Raw genomic sequence first — 16123 nt, 5'->3', positions numbered from 1 at the left:
GCATGGTCGAGAATGGGCGGCTCGTCAAGTTATGCCGGCCACGGCACGCCCGCTCGGCTCGAACATCGGGGAAGGCACCAGGACTCCGCCCATCCCCTCAATCAGGGCGGACAGCCGCGGCAGACGCTCGTAGAACATCGCGACCACTTCGTCGGGTTTCACTTCGGCAATCGCCTGACGCAGCGCCTCCTCTTCGGAGAGCACCACCCGGCACGGTTTCTCCGGGTGCAGCCGGCGGATTTCCGCGGCCATGATCTCGGCCACCTCACCCTCGCGACGGCCGCGCTTGTCCTCGTCTTCCTTGACAAGGAAAGCGTCAAACCAGCCGGACAGTTCCGCAGCCGCCTCGCGGATGACCACGTCCGAACGATCTCCCGGCACCCCGACCACACCGATGCGGCGTTTGCTGCCCAGCCGCGCCAGCCATTCACCAACGCGGCGGAAGCCGTCCGGATTGTGACCGTAATCCAGCACCACGTAACCGCCGCCCGGCATGCGGTAAGTCATCAGGCGGCCTGGGTTGTCCGTGTCCGGCCGAAACGACAGCAGCGCGTCAGCCACCTGCCGCCGGGTCAGCCCGATGGAGCGCAGCGCCGCCGCGGCGGCCAGACAGTTCTCAATTTGAAACCGCGCGGTGCCCTCCAGGGTCACCGGAATCTGGCGAGCGAAGGCAATCTCCCAGGACAGGTTCCCCCGCCCCTCGGTCAGCCAACCCCGCTGCAGGAAAAAGCCGACGCCGCCGCGGGCCAGGTGCCGGCGCAGCACCGGATTGTCGGGGCTGGCCGCGAAAAACACCACCTTCGCCCGCAAGCGCCGCGACAGCTCGACCAGGTGCTTATCCTCCGCATTGAGCACCACCGCACCGTCCTCGAACACACACTCGGCCACCAGGGATTTGATGTGCACCAAGTCCTCAATCGACTCCACGCAGTCCTGGCCGATGTGGTCCAGCGTGATGTTGGTCAGCACCGCCACATTCGCCTTGTCGTAGGCGAGCCCGCCGCGCACGATGCCGCCGCGCGCTGTCTCCAGCACCGCCGCCTCGACGGATGTGTCCGCCAAGATCATGCGCGCGCTAGCCGGACCTGTGGTGTCCCCCTCGACCACCTTCTTGCCGCCGATGAACACCCCCCCAGTGGTGGTCATGCCGACAGTGCGCCCGGTGCTGGCGAGGCCGTGGCCAATCAGGCGAGTGGTGGTCGTCTTGCCGTTGGTGCCGGTGACCGCGATGAGCGGAATGCGGCCGTCATCGCCGTCGGGAAACAGCGCATCCACAATCGCCCTCCCGGCCTCTCGCGCCGCGCCGTAGGACGGGTGCTGGTGCATGCGGATGCCGGGCGCGGCGTTGACCTCGACCACGGCGCACGCCTCGCCCTCGCACGGCGGGCGGTCCACCGCCGGAACAATCATGTCGATGCCGCAGACGTCCAGACCAATCAGACGTGCCGCCCGCTCGGCGATGAGCCGGTACGACTCGTCCAATCGCCCCGTGATGTCCACCGCCTCGCCACCGGTGGAGAGGTTGGCGCTGTCGCGCAAAAACACAGCGCGGCCCGCCTCCGGCACGTCGTCCAGGGAGAGACCCTGGCGGGCGAGCACCTGGCGGGCAATTTCGTCCACGACAATGCGGGTCAGTGGCTTCTCGTGGTGTATCCCTCTGTCAGGGTGGGCGTTGACCGCCTCAATCAGTTGCCGCACCGTGTGCACCCCGTCTCCGTGAACGTGCGCCGGGATGCGCTCGCTGGCGGCAATCAGGCGGGCACCGACGACGAGCAGGCGGACGTTCCTGCCCTCCACGTACCGCTCCACCATCACGCGCCGGTTGTAGCGGCTGGCGAACTGATAGGCGCGCCGCACCTCCTCCTCGTTGGCCAGATTGAGACTGACGCCGCGACCCTGGTTGCCGTTGTACGGTTTCACGACCACCGGTGCGCCGAGGCGGTGAAACTCGGCCACCGCCTGCTCCTCGTCCGCCGCCACCCCACCGTACGGCACGGGGATGCCGGCGGCGCCGAGGATGTCCTTGGTCAACGGTTTGTCGGACGCGATGTCCACCGCCACAGCGGAGGTCCGGTCGGTCAAGGTCGCCTGCACCAGCCTCCGCTTGCAGCCATACCCCAGTTGCACCAGGCTGCCTTCGTTCAACCGTCGCACCGGGATCCCGCGCCGATGGGCGGCGTCGACGATGGCCTGTGTGCTCGGACCAAGGGCCGTCTCAGACAGGATGGCGTCCGCCTCCGCCAACACCCGTTGCAGCGGATATGCCCAGTCGGCCAGCATGGACTCGACAATCTCCATGGCCGCCTGCAGCAAGAAGCGCTGACAGCGGAACGCCTTGCACTCGATGACCACTTCGTACTGGCCGGGCCGACCGGCGTACAGCGTCTTGCCGTAGTGCACATCGAGGCCAGCGCAGCAGGCCAGCTCAATCGCCAAGTGCTCGACAATGTGCCCAAAATACGTGCCTTCCTCGAGACGCTCGACGAACCCGCCCGGCTCTCCCTTGGCGCAGTGGTGTTCGCGCAGCCCCGGGAAGTCCGCCAACAACCGCTCGTTGAAGCCTGGAAACTCGCGGCTTTCGCGTTCGGTTAGGTCTTCCAGGTCCATATCGGCAATCAGAATCGGTCGATAGAGATACAGATTGGGCCCGTCTATGTGGCGCACCGAACAAATCCTCATGGATTCAGCTCCTTGCAGCCTCGGACTGGTACGCTGCCCAGTCCGTTATCGGTCTCCTGTCGCGCAGGTGAAACCCGTACCCCTGCGACAGGATGTGCAGTTGAATGCCGCACAGGCACAGCGCCTCATCGGATTCCACCACGTCCAGGTTGGAATACTTCACACCGCCGGCGTCCACCACGCTGACAGCGCCGCGGCCGAGCACGCGGAAGGCGCCGTTTTCGACGATCACGGCCGTATCCTCGTCGATGCCAAGGCCCAGGTGGTGCGGGTACTGGGCAACGGCAGAAACCAGTCGCCCCAGACGGCCGCGTTGGGCAAAGTGCTGGTCAATGACCACGCCGTCGAGAAATTCCATACCCGGAGCCATATCGACCACAGCGATGCGGGGATTGGTCTCAGCTTCCCCGTCGACAATCATGGTGCTCGACATCATCGACGCTCCGGCGCTGGTCCCCCCTAGCGGCACTCCGCGCGCCAGCGCGTTGTGCAGTGCCGCGTCGACTCGGGTGCCCCCGAGCAGCTTGGTGATGCGCAGCTGATCCCCGCCTGTGAAAAAAATACAGGTGGCGTCTTGTATGAACTGGACTGCGCTGTCGGTGTCGGCCGCAGCGCGGTGGGAAACGTCCAAGGTACGCACATCGGCGGCACCGAGGCGCCGAAACACCTCGACATACTCCATGCCGACCTCGACCGGCGTTTCGCTGGCCACCGTCATGACCAGCACCTGTGCGTGCTTGTCTCCACCTAGCCGCATGAACTCGCGCAGGATTCTGCACTCCCCCTGCTTATCCTCAGCTCCGCCGATGATGACCAATGGGCCAGTCTTGTGCGACATGGGGTCCCTCCTCACCGATGGAACACACACGCGCTAGTCTGTCCGCGCGAAAAATCCGGTATGCAGAAAAACCGGGGGCAGCAACGCCCCCGGTGGCCGTCGGTGCCGTGGATGTCACGGGTCTTGCCTAGCGCTTGTGCTCGGACAAAGACTGCTCCGCAATCTCGATGGCGCGCTTGACCATGTTGCCGGCGTCCCGGGTGGTGATGGCGCCCCACCCTTCACGCTGAACCGTGTCGTAGAAACCGAGTTCCTTCGCCAGTTCCAGCTTCAGCTCATCCGACATGGTGCCCCTGCGTCGCCCCATCGTTCAACACCCTCCTCATCGCAGCCGAGCCTGGGTTCAAGCTGCGTGATTGACGGCCAATCCCTAGTGTCCGCTCCCGCTTGCCGCGGCAAACACGCAAATCCTGACAAAAAAAAGACGGCCCTGCGGCCGTCCTCATCCCCCGTCTCTGCGGGACCCGATTTATTGTGACCGTGTATACGTGATTTTCACGTTATCCCCGTTTTTACACACCATCAACTCGACCGTCTCCGTCAGCAAATCCGCATAACTGTAGGAGACCCGTTCAAACGAACCATCGGATGGTTCCAGGCGAACCACAAACACAGACGGATACGTTTCTTCCAACACTCCGCTGCGTTCGATGGTCTTGCGTCGACCGCCGTTCGCCCGAAGCAAAACCTTCTCCCCGATAAGTTCATCGAGGCTGCTCTTAATGTCGTGGAGCGCATTCCTGGCCAACACACACCACCTCTTTCCATTGGCCATTATACCATGGAAGAGGATATACGTCAACCAGGTTAATCATTATAACAAGGGTCGATTTTCATTGTCAATGGGTCAATACAGCGATTTCGGTAGCCCCAAACGGTATTTGCCACGAGATTCCAGCCCGCCGATGCCGTCGGTGCCGGTGTACGTCGATTGCACCACGTCGTACACGTTGACGGTCTGGTTGATCGGCGTGTAGGCCACCTTTTCCGCGATGAACACCGGATCGAGCGCGTGAATCATGATGCGCTGCGGCGAGCTGGCAAAGTTGGCGCCCGCGTCGAGCAATGATTCGAAGTGGGACTGGCAGGCCCCGGCGATGATGACCAAATCATCCATGCTGCGCGAGTGGCGTCTAGCGTTCTGCACGGTACGGACAAAATTCAGAGAGTTGCGGTAGTTGCGGATGTCGGATAGGTCCTTGCCTTTGCGGATGACGCCGTCGTGGCCAGTGATGATGAGGATGTCGGGTTCATACTGTTCCAGTAGGGCGCGCACCGCCTCGGGCATGCGTGACTCCGCCATATGTTCGCCAAACGCCCGGATGCCGAGTTCCCTGTACATGGCCAGACACTTTTGCAGGTAGGTGCCGTCGCCGTCAAGGTGGAGAACCCGCCCGGGCCGCTCAAAAAAATCGGGCCGGGAATCGAATCGCGCCTCCTTGCGCAGGGACAGCTTCTCAGATTCCTTCTCTCGCCGCGAGCGAATCAGGCGTACGCACTCAGACTCCAAGTGATGGCGGTAGGCTTCAAATTGCTGCCGTTCCTCGTCGCTCACGACCTCCAGGTCGGAGAGCGGAGCATCAGCCATCAACCGCACGTCGATGCCTTTGAGGATGGCGGTCTGGGTTTCTTCGTCAATCTCCACAATGACGAAACACAGGTCCTTTCCGTACGATTTGCGCGCCACGTAATCTCCCGTCTTGGCCACGCGAATCCCCTCCCGTAGTATCGGGGCCGTGTCTGATTTCAGGATATGACCGGCGGGATGCGCGTGACACGAGGCAAGGAGGCGGCAGCTTGACACCTTCGCTGAATGAACCCATCTACGCGCTGATTGCGGCCCGCAACGAAGCGGCGCGCATCGGCCCGGTACTGGCGCAGCTGGCGCGCGCCGGAGCGGCGGGCTGCCTGGTGGTGGCCAACGGCTGCCACGACGAGACGGCCGCCGCGGCCCGGCGGTTTGCCGCCCGTTGGCCGCAAGGTGCCTGCCGTGTCAGGGTGATTGAGGTAGCAGCGGCGCTGGGGCCGGATGTTGGCCGTGCCTACGCGGCCTACCTGGGTTTGCGCTGGGCCCGGCAGGCAAAGGGGTTCGTGTTCGTAGACGGCGACTGGGCCGGCGGCTTCGGCCCCAGCCTGGCCGCGTTTCTCGACAGGGCGCAGAGGGACCCGGCGCTGGTGGCGTACGCGCAGGCGCGGCCCGATGCCAGCCGCCTGGATTTGGCCCTCTACCGGGCCGCCTCAGCCCGCCTGGCCCCTCACCTGGCCCAGGCGGCCGTGCCCGAAACGCCGCTGTATGTACAAAAAGACGCGTTCGACCGCGTCTCGCCCTGGTGGTTGCACCAGCCCGGATTGTGGTTTGCCCGCTGCCTGCTGGCAGGGGTGAGGATGGTCGTGATCCCCCGCACGGTGTTCGATCCGCTCGTCCGCGGCGACCGCACGCGCTCAGCGCCGCAGCAGCGGGCGATGCGGGAGACCCTCATTGGCGACGCCGCCGAGGCGGCGTACCTACTCTTGGGCCGCAGGCCTGAGCGCAGCTGGCGCGGCCGCCAGTACCCCGGGCTGGCCGGGCAGCGGCGCACTGACCTGTTGGCCGCGTTGGCCCAGACCATCCATTTCCCGCCGTGAAGGCAGTGGACGGCCGGCCACCGCCCGCCCGATTCCCCTACCGGCACGCGCTCGGATGGACGCTGGCCCACCAAGCGGCCTTGTCACACCTTGGTGTATCGGTCAGCAACCTTCGACGCCCCATAGGAATCGGGTTTGATGCGCGCCTCGTAGCCACTGGCTGTGATCCACGCGACAATCTCGCGGATGAGCTGCTTGGTCGCCCCTTTTTCACCGATGTCCAGATGCACCTCAATCTGCCAATCGCAGTCACGAGCCTTCAGCTGCTCCGACAGCTGCGCCCCCAATTGCAGGGAATACCCTGCCTCGCTGAACATTCGCTGCCGGAGCGAACGCATGAACGGCTGTCGCTCGCGGTGCACGAAGTAGCGCGCCCCTTTGCCCAACCGGTGAAAGATCACCGCGGAGACAAAGGTCACGGACTGGTCGTGGGGCTTGGGCTGCGAATCGGTGCCAATGATGATGCGGAACGCGTCGTGCGGATGGCTCTTCGCTTCCTGAACCAACTCATCGACCACCTCGTCGATGTCCATCGTGCCGCGCGTCGGGTTGAAGAACCTCCACACTGCGCGCACCTCCCTGCCAACCTCGTCAGGTCGCACATCTCCAGGTTATGAACACTCCGGCAATTGTCCCGCCTACAGTATATGCCAAGCAGCCCCCTGAAGAAAGGCTGACCTCCTGGCTCCAGAGCCAAAAACGACCACTGGCCGGGGTCATCCCCGGCCCACCCGTTCGCTGTATACATCGGCAAGTCGGACAAATTCTTGCAGAGACAAGGTCTCCCCCCGCCGATTCGGGTCTATCCTGGCCCTCATCAGCAGGCGACGCGTCTCATCCCGGTCCCAGCCCAACCCGCCGGCCAACGAGTTGGCCAGCGTCTTGCGGCGGCTGGCAAAGGCGGCACGCACCACTCGCCGCAGGTCCGGAAGGTGGCGTACAGGATAGCGGGGGCGACGGCAGGACAGACGGACAACCACCGAATCGACCCCAGGCGGCGGCAGGAATGAGGACGGCGGCACGGAGACGATGCGCTCCACCTCGGCCCTGTACTGAACCATCACCGACAGTGCGCCGTACGCCTTCCTGCCGGGGGCGGCCGCCAGCCTGTCGGCCACCTCTTTCTGTACCATGACGAGGACGTTGTCCACCGGCACGTCCGCTTCGAGGATGTGAAACAGGATGGGCGTCGTCACATAGTACGGGAGGTTGGCCACCACGTGCACGCGCGGGCAGCCGGCAAACCGCGCCCAAAGTTCCTGCAGGTCCACATCCAGCACATCCGCGTAGATCACCTCGGCACGCGGAAACGTCCGCAGCGACTCCGCCAGCAGGGGCTGCAGGGCGGCGTCCTTCTCCACGGCCACCACTTTGCCTGCCCGCGCCGCCAGGCGCTGCGTCAATACCCCTGCGCCGGGGCCAATCTCCAGCACGCCGTCACGCTCGCTGATGCCAGACGCCTCCACAATCTTGCGGAGCACCCGTTCGTCAATCAAAAAGTTCTGGCCGAGACCTTTTTTGAGCACGAACCCGTGGCGGGCCAAGAACTGTTTCAGCTCCCCAGGCCTTGCCAGGTGGACGGCCTCATCCACCGGCGCCATCTCCCCTCGTGTCGGCCGACAGAGAGGTCTCCCAGGCTGCGGCCGGTGCCCCATCCCCGACCAAACCGGCCAGAGCCGCCTCCCATTCGGCGCGCGTAACACCGAGCAGGTTCAGCTTGCGGACAAACGCCTTCGCGTTCGCCGATCCGATGCCCAGCCGCTCACCCACCTGCCGCCGCCGCTCGGCCGCCCCTGCGCAGCCAGCCAAGCCGACGACGACCAAATCGGCAAGCGAGAACACGGGTGCGCGCGCGGTTGGGGCGGCGGCAGACGCGGCGGCGCCGCGGGTGTGGAGCAGCGCTTCGACAATCGCCTCGACGCTCGCTAGCTCCACCCCGACGCGGCGCCCGTCCGTCGCCGCCGCGCGCGGGATGAACGCGTGCCTGCAGCCCGGCACCTGTTCGTCGATACGGCGGCGAATGCGCTCGCCCGGTCCGTCCGGATCGGTCAAAATGATGATGCCGCGGGTGCGCCGGATTCGCTGCAGCTGCTGCAGCAGGCGGCGGCTTATCCTGTCCCCTCCGACGACGAACACGTCCGCGTCGACCGCGCTCTCGACCTTGTGCCGGTCGTGCAGGCCCTCAACCACAACCACGTCCTCCAGTCGCGGCCTGGCGGCCCGCGATGCCGCATCAGAGGCGCACATGGGGGCCATCCTCCCGTGCCTTCGCACCATCTTCAATGCCGAACAGGCGCCTGGCGTTGCCTGTGGTGAGACGGGCCACCTCGTCCACGGTCTGACCGCGCAACTCGGCCAGCTTCTCGGCCACCAATCGGACACGCTCCGGCTCGTTGCGCTTGCCGCGCAGCGGGTGCGGTGACAAGTAGGGGCTGTCGGTTTCCACCAACAGCCGGTCATCCGGGACGCGCGCGGCGACCTCCTGCAGCACCTTGTTGCTCTTGAAGGTGACCGGCCCGCCGAAGGAGATGTAAAACCCGATGGCCAGGCAGCGCTCGGCCGCCGGCCAATCCGCACTGAAACAGTGCATGACGCCGGTGAGTTCGGGCGCTGCCTCCTCCTCGAGCAGACGTACGGTGTCCAGGGTGGCGTCGCGGTTGTGAATGATGACCGGCAGGCGCCGCTCCTTGGCCAGGCGCAGCTGTGCCCGAAGGACCTCTTGCTGCACGTCGCGGGGTGCGGTGTCCCAGTAATAGTCGAGGCCAATCTCGCCAACGGCGACCACCCGTTCATCTTGTGTCAGCGCGGCGATTGCAGGCACATCGGCGAGCGACGCCTCGGCCAGCGACTCGGGGTGCAGGCCCACCGCTGCGTAGATGTCGCCGTGCTGACGCGCCAGGGCCAACGCCTGCTCCCCGGTGGCCAGGTCCACACCCGGGACCACAAACCCGGTCACGCCGGCTTGCCGCGCGCGCTTCAGGACCGCATCCAAGTCGTCGCGGAAGCGGTCGTCAAACAGGTGACAGTGGCTGTCAAACAGCATCACTTGACCACCGCGCCGTTGGGAATCGACTCGGGCACCGACACCAGTTTCAGCTGGTCGCCCTCGGACGCGCACAAGATCATGCCGTTGGACTGGACGCCGCGCAGCTTGACCGGCTTGAGATTGGTGACCACAACGGCTTTTTGCCCGACCAGCTCCTCCGGCTGATAATACTGGGCGATGCCCGAAACCACCTGGCGCACCTCGCTGCCCAGGTCAACCTCCAGACGCAGCAGTTTGTCCGCGCCCTCAATCCGCTCGGCCACGCGGATTTGACCGACAGTCAGTTCCACCTGGTCAAACACGTCGATGCCAATCTGCGGCTTGCCCTGAACCTGTGTTTCACTCATGGGGGATCCTCCATCCTTGTCCATATGGGATTGTCCGCTCCCGGCCCGCGCGCTCGTCCCGCCGCTGGCCTGAGCCTGCGCGGCGGTGGCCGCAACGGCCCCAGCCTCCGCCCCGGCGACGGATGTCGCGGCGGCAGCATCGCCCGTCTGTACCCCGGTGCTCTGGGTGGCCTGGGTCGCGGCGGCCAACGCCTCCACCTCGGCCGCCACGTCCAGACGCGGGAACAGCGGCTCCCCGGTTTCCACCCGCTTGCCGGAGACCAAGGCGCCAAAACGGCGCGCGCTCTCCCAGCTGGTCTCGTCTGGAGACAAGTGAAAGCGCGCGTGGATGGTCGCCGCAGCCCGCGGCAGGAACGGCTGCACCAAAATCGACGCGACGCGGATGGCCTCGCACATCGTGTACAGCACGGTGCCCAGGCGCTCCCGCTCCCCTGCTTTGTTCAGCGCCCACGGCGCGCTGTCGTCGATGTACTTGTTGGCAGCGCGCACCAGTCGCCAGATGTGTTCGAGGGCGACCGAGAACTGGAGGCTGTCCATCGCATCCTCGACCTGAGGAATCGTCTCGGCCGCCAGCTTCGCCATGTCCTCCTCCAGCTGTTGGCGCGGCCCCGGGTGCGGGATGACGCCGCCGTTGAAGCGACCGAGCATCGCTGCCGTCCGGTGCACCAAATTGCCGAAGTCATTGGCCAAGTCAAAGTTGAGCCGCTGCAAAAGCGATTCGGGCGTGAACACCCCGTCCTGGCCGAACGGGATCTCGCGCAGCAGGTAATAGCGGATGGCGTCGCTGCCGTAGCGCTCAATCAGGAGCTTAGGGTCAATGACGTTGCCCTTGGACTTGCTCATCTTTCCGTCTTTCATCATGAAAAAGCCATGCCCGTACACCTGTTTGGGCAAAGGCAGGCCGAGCGCCATCAGGATGATGGGCCAGTAGATGACATGGAAACGGACGATGTCCTTGCCGACAAAGTGCACGTCGGCCGGCCAGTAGCGCTCGAACCGGGCGCGCTTGCCCGCATCGTCCGAGAGATAGCCGAGCGCGGTGATGTAATTGGTCAGGGCATCGAGCCAAACATACACCACGTGCTTTGGATTGCGCCGCACATGGATGCCCCAGTCGAACGATGTGCGCGAGACGCACAAATCCTGCAGCCCCGGCTTGATAAAGTTGTTGATCATCTCGTTCTTGCGCGACTCGGGTTGGATGAACTCCGGGTGTTCCTCGTAGTATGCGAGCAACCTGTCCACATACTTGCTCATGCGGAAGAAGTAGCTCTCTTCCTGGACATACTGCACTTCGCGCCCGCAGTCCGGGCACTTGCCGTCGACCAGCTCGCGCTCCGACCAAAAGGATTCGCAGGGCGTGCAATACCAGCCCTCGTACTGGCCGAGGTAGATGTCTCCTTGGTCAATCAACCGCTCGAAAATCTCTTCCACCACCCGGGTATGGCGCGGCTCGGTGGTGCGGATGAAATCATCATAGGAAATGTCGAGCCTGTCCCACAGGTCGCGAATCCAGGCGATGATGTCGTCCAGGTAGGCCAACGGCTCCTGGCCCGCCTTCTCAGCCCGCTGTTGGATCTTCAGGCCGTGCTCGTCCGTGCCCGTCAGGTACATCACATCGAAACCGCGCAGGCGCTTGTAGCGCGCCAGCGCGTCCGCCGCGACCGTGGTATAGGCGTGGCCGATGTGCAGCTTGTCGTTTGGGTAATAGATGGGCGTCGTGATGTAAAACGTCGGTTTCCCCATATCAATTACCTCCCTGATTGCGTCTTCGCACCGCGGCGCTGAAGGAGCCCGCGCGCCAGCGCGACCATTCACAAAAGGCCCGCCCCAAATTGGGGCGAGCCTTGAACCCGCGGTACCACCCAAATTTGCGCATCGGGCGGCGAAGCGGAAGCGCCCATGCACCTTCGTTTCGATAACGGGAACCCCCGCGAATGGGGACCTCCGCGCGCGCCTACCTCAGCCGCTTGGGCCGTATCGACACGCGAGTCTCCAGAACCATACCGCCCCGGGACCGCACATCGGCTCCCACCGTTCCGACTCGCTGGCGTGCGGGGCCCCCGAAGCTCTATTCCTTCACAGACGATTGTATGCGATTGGAATGCCTGAAATATAGCAAGAAGTCCACGGAGTGTCAAATCGAATCGGCCATCAACCGGACACAAAATCGACAAAGTTTGTATTGACTGGTATCGTAAATCAAGAGTATCGTAGAAATGGTCCGGCGAGATTACAGTTATTCCTGTAACATCCATGTGACATGGAAAAAGAAAGCGAATCTCGGCGTTTCTCCCACAACTATCGAGATTTCACGACGAGGATGGGAGTGTTTTCACGCCCAGAACGTCCGAATAGCGGGAGGCCTGGAATTTTTCACGACTTCATCACAAGTAGATCTATGCAAATATCTTGCTATCATGTATAGTTACAGTAATTCAGTACGTCATTTGGACGGACCGGGACGATGAAAACGACAGATCAAGGCCCAGATCTATACCGTTCTTGCCTGTCCATTTGGCAAATCAGTGAGTGATTCACTGGAAATCCGAAAAATTGGTGTCGAATTCATTCTTTGGGAATCGAAAAAAGGAGTGATGACCCCATGAAGTCGACCGGCATCGTCCGCAAAGTGGACGAACTTGGGCGCGTGGTGATTCCGATTGAGTTGCGACGGACGCTCGGCATTGCGGAGAAGGACGCGTTGGAGATCTATGTGGACGGGGACCGCATCATCCTCAAGAAGTATGAACCGGCGTGCATTTTCTGCGGACAGGCGGATGAGATCATCCACTTCAAGGGCAAGAACATCTGTCCGTCTTGTATCGCGGAGATGAGTTCCTGATCTCTCCCCAATCCGGGCCGTTGGTGGGCGGCAACGTCTCGCCGGCGGCCCGGTCTGATATGCGCCCATACCTGTCGCGAGCCACCGTGAATCCACGGCGCCCATCCCATCACCTGACATTCCCCCGCAGTTTCCAGACGGAGAGAACGGATAGAGAAGAGGCGTCGTTCAAGCCCCGCCCCGCGGCAGGGTCGCTTGGTACAACGGCCGCCGCGGGACGCCATGCGCCTGCGCCGCCTCGCGAACCGCCTGGGTGTGCGTCGCTCCGGCCGCCATGCGCGCCTGAACATCGGAGATGGCGGCGGCCATCCGGTCGCTCCCGTCACCCATGGCCACCGTATCGGCCCCGCCTGCGCCGGATGGGGGTGAAGCCGAGCCGCCCGCGGGGCCGTCGGAGCCCGGGCGCAACGCGCCGAGCCACCGCGTCGCCTCGAGGATGAGCACATACTCGCCCCGCACCCCCTGCTCCTGCACGAAGGCCAATACCTCCTCCACCGTCCCGCGGACAAACTGCTCGTGGCGTTTGGTCAACTCGCGGGCGATGACCACCCGGCGCCCAGGAAACCAGGCGGCCAGCGCGCGCAGCGTGGCCTCGAGGCGGTGCGGCGCCTCATAACAGACCACACTGCCCGGAAGCTGTGCGATGTCGGCCAGCGCCGCCTCCAAGTCACGCTCCCGCCGCGGCAAAAACCCCACGAAGGTGAACGGCACCAGCGATTCGCCGCTCGCCGCCAATGCTGCCAGGAGCGCGCTCGGCCCGGGCACCGGGATGACCGGAACCGCCCGCGTCAGCGCCAACGACACCGCGTCCTCGCCCGGATCGGACAGAAGCGGAGTGCCCGCGTCCGACACCAGCGCCACCCGCTTTCCCTCTGCCCACCAACGCAGCAAGGCCGCGCGGCGCGCGGTCTCGTTGTGCTGGTGATAGCTGACCAGCGTTTTGCCGTGGATCTCGTAGCGGGCCAGGAGCTTGCGCGTCTGCCGTGTATCTTCCGCGCAGATGATGTCCGCCGCGCGCAGCACGTCCAGCAACCGCAGGGTCACGTCATCCAGGTTGCCGATGGGCGTGCTGCACACCCACAGGCACGGCCTTTCCGATGCAAAGCTGTCCTGTACGAAAACCATCGACGCCCTCCCATACCCCTGCCCGCCCCAGAGCCGGCAGGGCGCCCGAACAGAGAAGGGGCGGCACGCGGCCGCCCCTTGCACGGGCTCAGCTTTTGTCCAAAAAACCGAGACAGAACAAGCACTCCCCCTCGGTGCGGAGGCTGCCATACTTCACATTGCAGATGTGAAAGCCTTCCTTATAAATTCGGTACAGGTTATCCAGCCCGGATACGGTCTCCAACTCTTCGCCGGTCGCCAGCCGCTTCCAGCGCTCCTTTTCCTGCTCCAGCTGCTGGTTTTCCTCAATCAGGGTCTGGATTTTCTGTTTGAGCGATCCCAGCTCCACATACAGCTCGCCGATCCGTTCCTCCAGGTTTGCGACCTGCACAAACAGCGACTGTTTGTCCATGACGGTTAGATCAACGTCCCCTGTTCCTGGTAGACATCGTTCTCGAACTTCAGACAACACATCAGCCGGCCGCATAGGCCTGAAATCTTCGTCGGGTTGAGCGAAAGGCCTTGGTCCTTCGCCATCCGAATGGAAACGGGATCAAATTCGCCCATCCAGGTGCTGCAACACAACAGCCGTCCGCAGGGCCCGATGCCTCCGAGCATCTTGGCTTCGTCGCGGACGCCAATCTGGCGCAATTCTATCCGAACCCGAAAGACGGACGCCAGGTCCTTCACCAGTTCGCGAAAATCCACACGCCCGTCGGCGGTGAAGTAGAAGATGAGTTTGGCGCGGTCAAACGTGTACTCCGCGTCGACCGATTTCATCTGCAGGCGATGCGCCGCAATCTTCTGCTTGAAGACCGCGATGGCCTCCTTCGCCCGCCGCTGATTCTCCACCACCTGCTCGGCGTCCGCCGCGGTGGCGACACGGCCGACCTTTTTCAGCGGCAACACCACATCGTCTGCGCTGACCTGCTGTGGCCCCACCACCACTTCTCCGTACTCGACGCCACGCGCCGTCTCGACGATGACGTGATCATGCTTCGCGACCTGATAATCCCCGGGGTCAAAGTAATAAATCTTTCCGGCCGATTTAAACCGAACGCCGACAACGGTGTACACTCCATTCGCCCCCCGGTGCCGTCACCCGGCCGCGGGCCAACCCTGGTTGTGGCGGGTCACGGCCGCAGGCGCCGCAATCGGATGCACAACTGCTCCGCATTGAGCGCGGCCGCCACGTGCGACCGCAGCCGCGTTTGGGCGTCCAACAACAACTGGATGCCCTCGGTCAACTGCCCGATATCCGCGGACTCCGCCTGCCGCTTCAGCGCGCCGGGGTGGTCCGCAAACCGGATGGGGCCTTGGCCGACCTTGGTGTGCAGGAGGTCCTGCCACCAGGCCGAAAGAATCCATAAAACGTGCGACCATGCGTCCTCGCCGGGCGCATCGGCCGCCATGTTCTGTAAGCGTTCTGCCAACAGCAAGGCCGGCTCCTCGCCATCCAGCCAAGCTTGCGTCCATTGTATCACTGGCGGCAGAAGCGTGGCAAACCCCTTTTCCGCCGGGTTGTCGGCGGCGTGCCCCATCGCACCCGGGCCGCCCGCCTCCGGATTGTCTTCCTCCGGCGACTGGGCATCGCTGGCAACCGCTCCCGCCTCCGGATTCTCCCCATCCCCCGCCGTCAGCGCCCGCGGCCACGGGTCCTGGCCTGCCTCCGCGCCCGCCACCGGAAAGGCGAAGCAGCGGGACCGAATCGTGGACAGCACCCGCTCCGGATACGCGGTGGTGAGGATGGCGACAATCGGGGCGGCCGGTTCCTCCAGGGTCTTCAGCAGCCGGTTGGCCGCTATCGGCGTCGCCAGGTCCACCTCGCGCAGCACGTATATCACCCGCTGCCCGTGTCCGCGCACCATCAGCTGCTGCTGCAACGCCTCCACATGACCAGTGCGAATGCCCTCCCGGGCGCCGTCCAGCAGCGCATAGTCCGGGTGGCTGCCGGCCGCGAACTGCTGACAGGAGTCGCAGACTCCGCAAGGCGCCGGTTCCCCCGAGCACAGCAGAGTCTTTGCCAAAAATTCCGACAACGGCGCCGTGGCCTCCCTCCAACCGGTCAAGAGAATGGCGTGTGGCACCCGCCCGTCGGCGATCCGCTCGTACAAGCTCGCCAGCCCCTCGTTCTGGAAGGGCCAAGCCGAAAACGGCGCAAGCACTCCCATCGCCCACTCCCCATTTGTCTGCCGGTGTTCCCGGAGCGCGCGGTCAAAACTGCTCAAAGCGCTCCACGTCGAGAACAAACACTGTCGCCCCACCAACCTGGACCGAGACCGGATATGGAACGTACGACTCCAACTGGCTGCCCAGTGTCGCCATCGGCGTAACCACCTGGTCGCGCGAGCGGCAACTGTGCCGAATGACGTCGAGCACGTCCTGCACCTGCTCGTCCTCCACGCCGATGAGGAAGGTGGTGTTGCCCGCGTGCAAAAAGCCCCCGGTGCTGGCCAGTTTGGTCGCCCGAAAGTCATGTTTGACCAGGTTCTGCGCTAGTTTGGGGCTGTCCTTGTCTTGCACGACCGCGATGACCATCTTCATCGTCGCTGTCCCCCCTGTCCGATGCGCCCGGATGCGCGGCCGCCGTCTCCCGCCAGCCCGCTTGGGGCGCATGGCTCAGGGTGCTTGGCATCCAG

Annotated in this window: 16 protein-coding genes and 1 pseudogene; 2 read left to right on the top strand and 15 right to left on the bottom strand. The window is 64.0% G+C overall.

All coding sequences use genetic code 11. From position 1 onward, the window contains the following. Positions 1-24: 24 nt before the first annotated feature. The 5 genes from cphA to yabG all read right to left on the bottom strand — a co-directional run bounded on the left by cphA (position 25) and on the right by yabG (position 5225). Positions 25-2679: a cyanophycin synthetase gene (gene cphA, locus ASH01S_RS08290; RefSeq protein ID WP_067926363.1), complete on the bottom strand. Its 2655-nt coding sequence runs from the start codon at positions 2677-2679 to the stop codon at positions 25-27. 4 nt (positions 2680-2683) lie between these two features. Next, the gene (locus ASH01S_RS08285; protein WP_067926361.1) at positions 2684-3517 is read right to left on the bottom strand and encodes a cyanophycinase; all 834 of its coding nucleotides are present in this window, start codon (positions 3515-3517) and stop codon (positions 2684-2686) included. A gap of 127 nt (positions 3518-3644) precedes the next feature. Further along, positions 3645-3824 (bottom strand): small, acid-soluble spore protein, alpha/beta type, encoded by a 180-nt coding sequence (locus ASH01S_RS08280; protein ID WP_067926358.1) that lies wholly within the window; start codon positions 3822-3824, stop codon positions 3645-3647. 162 nt (positions 3825-3986) lie between these two features. Further along, complete coding sequence (gene veg / locus ASH01S_RS08275; RefSeq protein WP_067926475.1) at positions 3987-4265, bottom strand: biofilm formation stimulator Veg; 279 nt, start codon at positions 4263-4265, stop codon at positions 3987-3989. Positions 4266-4364: 99 nt separating this feature from the next. After that, on the bottom strand, positions 4365-5225 hold the full coding sequence (gene yabG / locus ASH01S_RS08270; RefSeq protein ID WP_067926355.1) for a sporulation peptidase YabG: 861 nt from the start codon (positions 5223-5225) through the stop codon (positions 4365-4367). 89 nt (positions 5226-5314) lie between these two features. Here yabG and ASH01S_RS08265 point away from each other — a divergent pair, with 89 nt between their 5' ends. Next, positions 5315-6142 (top strand): glycosyltransferase family protein, encoded by an 828-nt coding sequence (locus ASH01S_RS08265; RefSeq protein WP_067926352.1) that lies wholly within the window; start codon positions 5315-5317, stop codon positions 6140-6142. Positions 6143-6225: 83 nt separating this feature from the next. Here the strand turns inward: ASH01S_RS08265 and ASH01S_RS08260 are convergent, their stop codons facing one another. From ASH01S_RS08260 to metG, 5 genes are all read right to left on the bottom strand, one after another. Continuing rightward, on the bottom strand, positions 6226-6708 hold the full coding sequence (locus tag ASH01S_RS08260) for a ribonuclease H-like YkuK family protein (RefSeq protein ID WP_245628989.1): 483 nt from the start codon (positions 6706-6708) through the stop codon (positions 6226-6228). 150 nt (positions 6709-6858) lie between these two features. Next, complete coding sequence (gene rsmA / locus ASH01S_RS08255; RefSeq protein WP_373278554.1) at positions 6859-7734, bottom strand: 16S rRNA (adenine(1518)-N(6)/adenine(1519)-N(6))-dimethyltransferase RsmA; 876 nt, start codon at positions 7732-7734, stop codon at positions 6859-6861. Continuing rightward, entirely contained in the window at positions 7727-8389 is a 663-nt protein-coding gene (gene rnmV / locus ASH01S_RS08250; RefSeq protein ID WP_083516947.1) for a ribonuclease M5, read from the bottom strand. The genes rsmA and rnmV overlap by 8 nt, the downstream gene beginning before the upstream one ends. Then, on the bottom strand, positions 8376-9185 hold the full coding sequence (locus ASH01S_RS08245) for a TatD family hydrolase (RefSeq protein WP_067926343.1): 810 nt from the start codon (positions 9183-9185) through the stop codon (positions 8376-8378). The genes rnmV and ASH01S_RS08245 overlap by 14 nt, the downstream gene beginning before the upstream one ends. Then, positions 9185-11281, bottom strand: coding sequence for a methionine--tRNA ligase (gene metG / locus ASH01S_RS08240; RefSeq protein ID WP_067926340.1), 2097 nt, complete (start codon positions 11279-11281; stop codon positions 9185-9187). The genes ASH01S_RS08245 and metG overlap by 1 nt, the downstream gene beginning before the upstream one ends. A gap of 859 nt (positions 11282-12140) precedes the next feature. On the opposite strand from metG, the gene ASH01S_RS08235 reads away from it, so the two are divergent. After that, a complete protein-coding gene (locus ASH01S_RS08235) occupies positions 12141-12380 on the top strand; it encodes an AbrB/MazE/SpoVT family DNA-binding domain-containing protein (protein ID WP_026962249.1) in 240 nt (79 codons plus the stop codon). 168 nt (positions 12381-12548) lie between these two features. Here ASH01S_RS08235 and rsmI read toward each other — a convergent pair whose 3' ends face one another. The 5 genes and pseudogenes from rsmI to darA all read right to left on the bottom strand — a co-directional run bounded on the left by rsmI (position 12549) and on the right by darA (position 16028). After that, positions 12549-13505 (bottom strand): 16S rRNA (cytidine(1402)-2'-O)-methyltransferase, encoded by a 957-nt coding sequence (gene rsmI, locus ASH01S_RS08230; RefSeq protein WP_067926337.1) that lies wholly within the window; start codon positions 13503-13505, stop codon positions 12549-12551. 88 nt (positions 13506-13593) lie between these two features. Beyond that, positions 13594-13896 carry an initiation-control protein YabA gene (locus ASH01S_RS08225; protein WP_067926335.1) on the bottom strand — a complete coding sequence of 101 codons (303 nt, stop codon included), beginning with the start codon at positions 13894-13896 and terminating at the stop codon, positions 13594-13596. Between the two features lie 26 nt (positions 13897-13922). Further along, positions 13923-14561, bottom strand: a pseudogene (locus tag ASH01S_RS08220) (PSP1 domain-containing protein); the annotation flags it as partial. 56 nt (positions 14562-14617) lie between these two features. Continuing rightward, positions 14618-15712 carry a DNA polymerase III subunit gene (locus ASH01S_RS08215; protein ID WP_169794207.1) on the bottom strand — a complete coding sequence of 365 codons (1095 nt, stop codon included), beginning with the start codon at positions 15710-15712 and terminating at the stop codon, positions 14618-14620. Next, the gene (darA, locus tag ASH01S_RS08210; protein WP_067926325.1) at positions 15699-16028 is read right to left on the bottom strand and encodes a cyclic di-AMP receptor DarA; all 330 of its coding nucleotides are present in this window, start codon (positions 16026-16028) and stop codon (positions 15699-15701) included. The genes ASH01S_RS08215 and darA overlap by 14 nt, the downstream gene beginning before the upstream one ends. Between the last annotated feature and the right edge of the window lie 95 nt (positions 16029-16123).

This window comes from Alicyclobacillus shizuokensis NBRC 103103, assembly GCF_001552255.1.
In the GTDB taxonomy this organism is placed as follows: domain Bacteria; phylum Bacillota; class Bacilli; order Alicyclobacillales; family Alicyclobacillaceae; genus Alicyclobacillus_G; species Alicyclobacillus_G shizuokensis.
The sequence above is the reverse complement of the archived record's forward strand: the minus strand, read 5'-3'. Positions and strand labels throughout refer to the sequence as shown.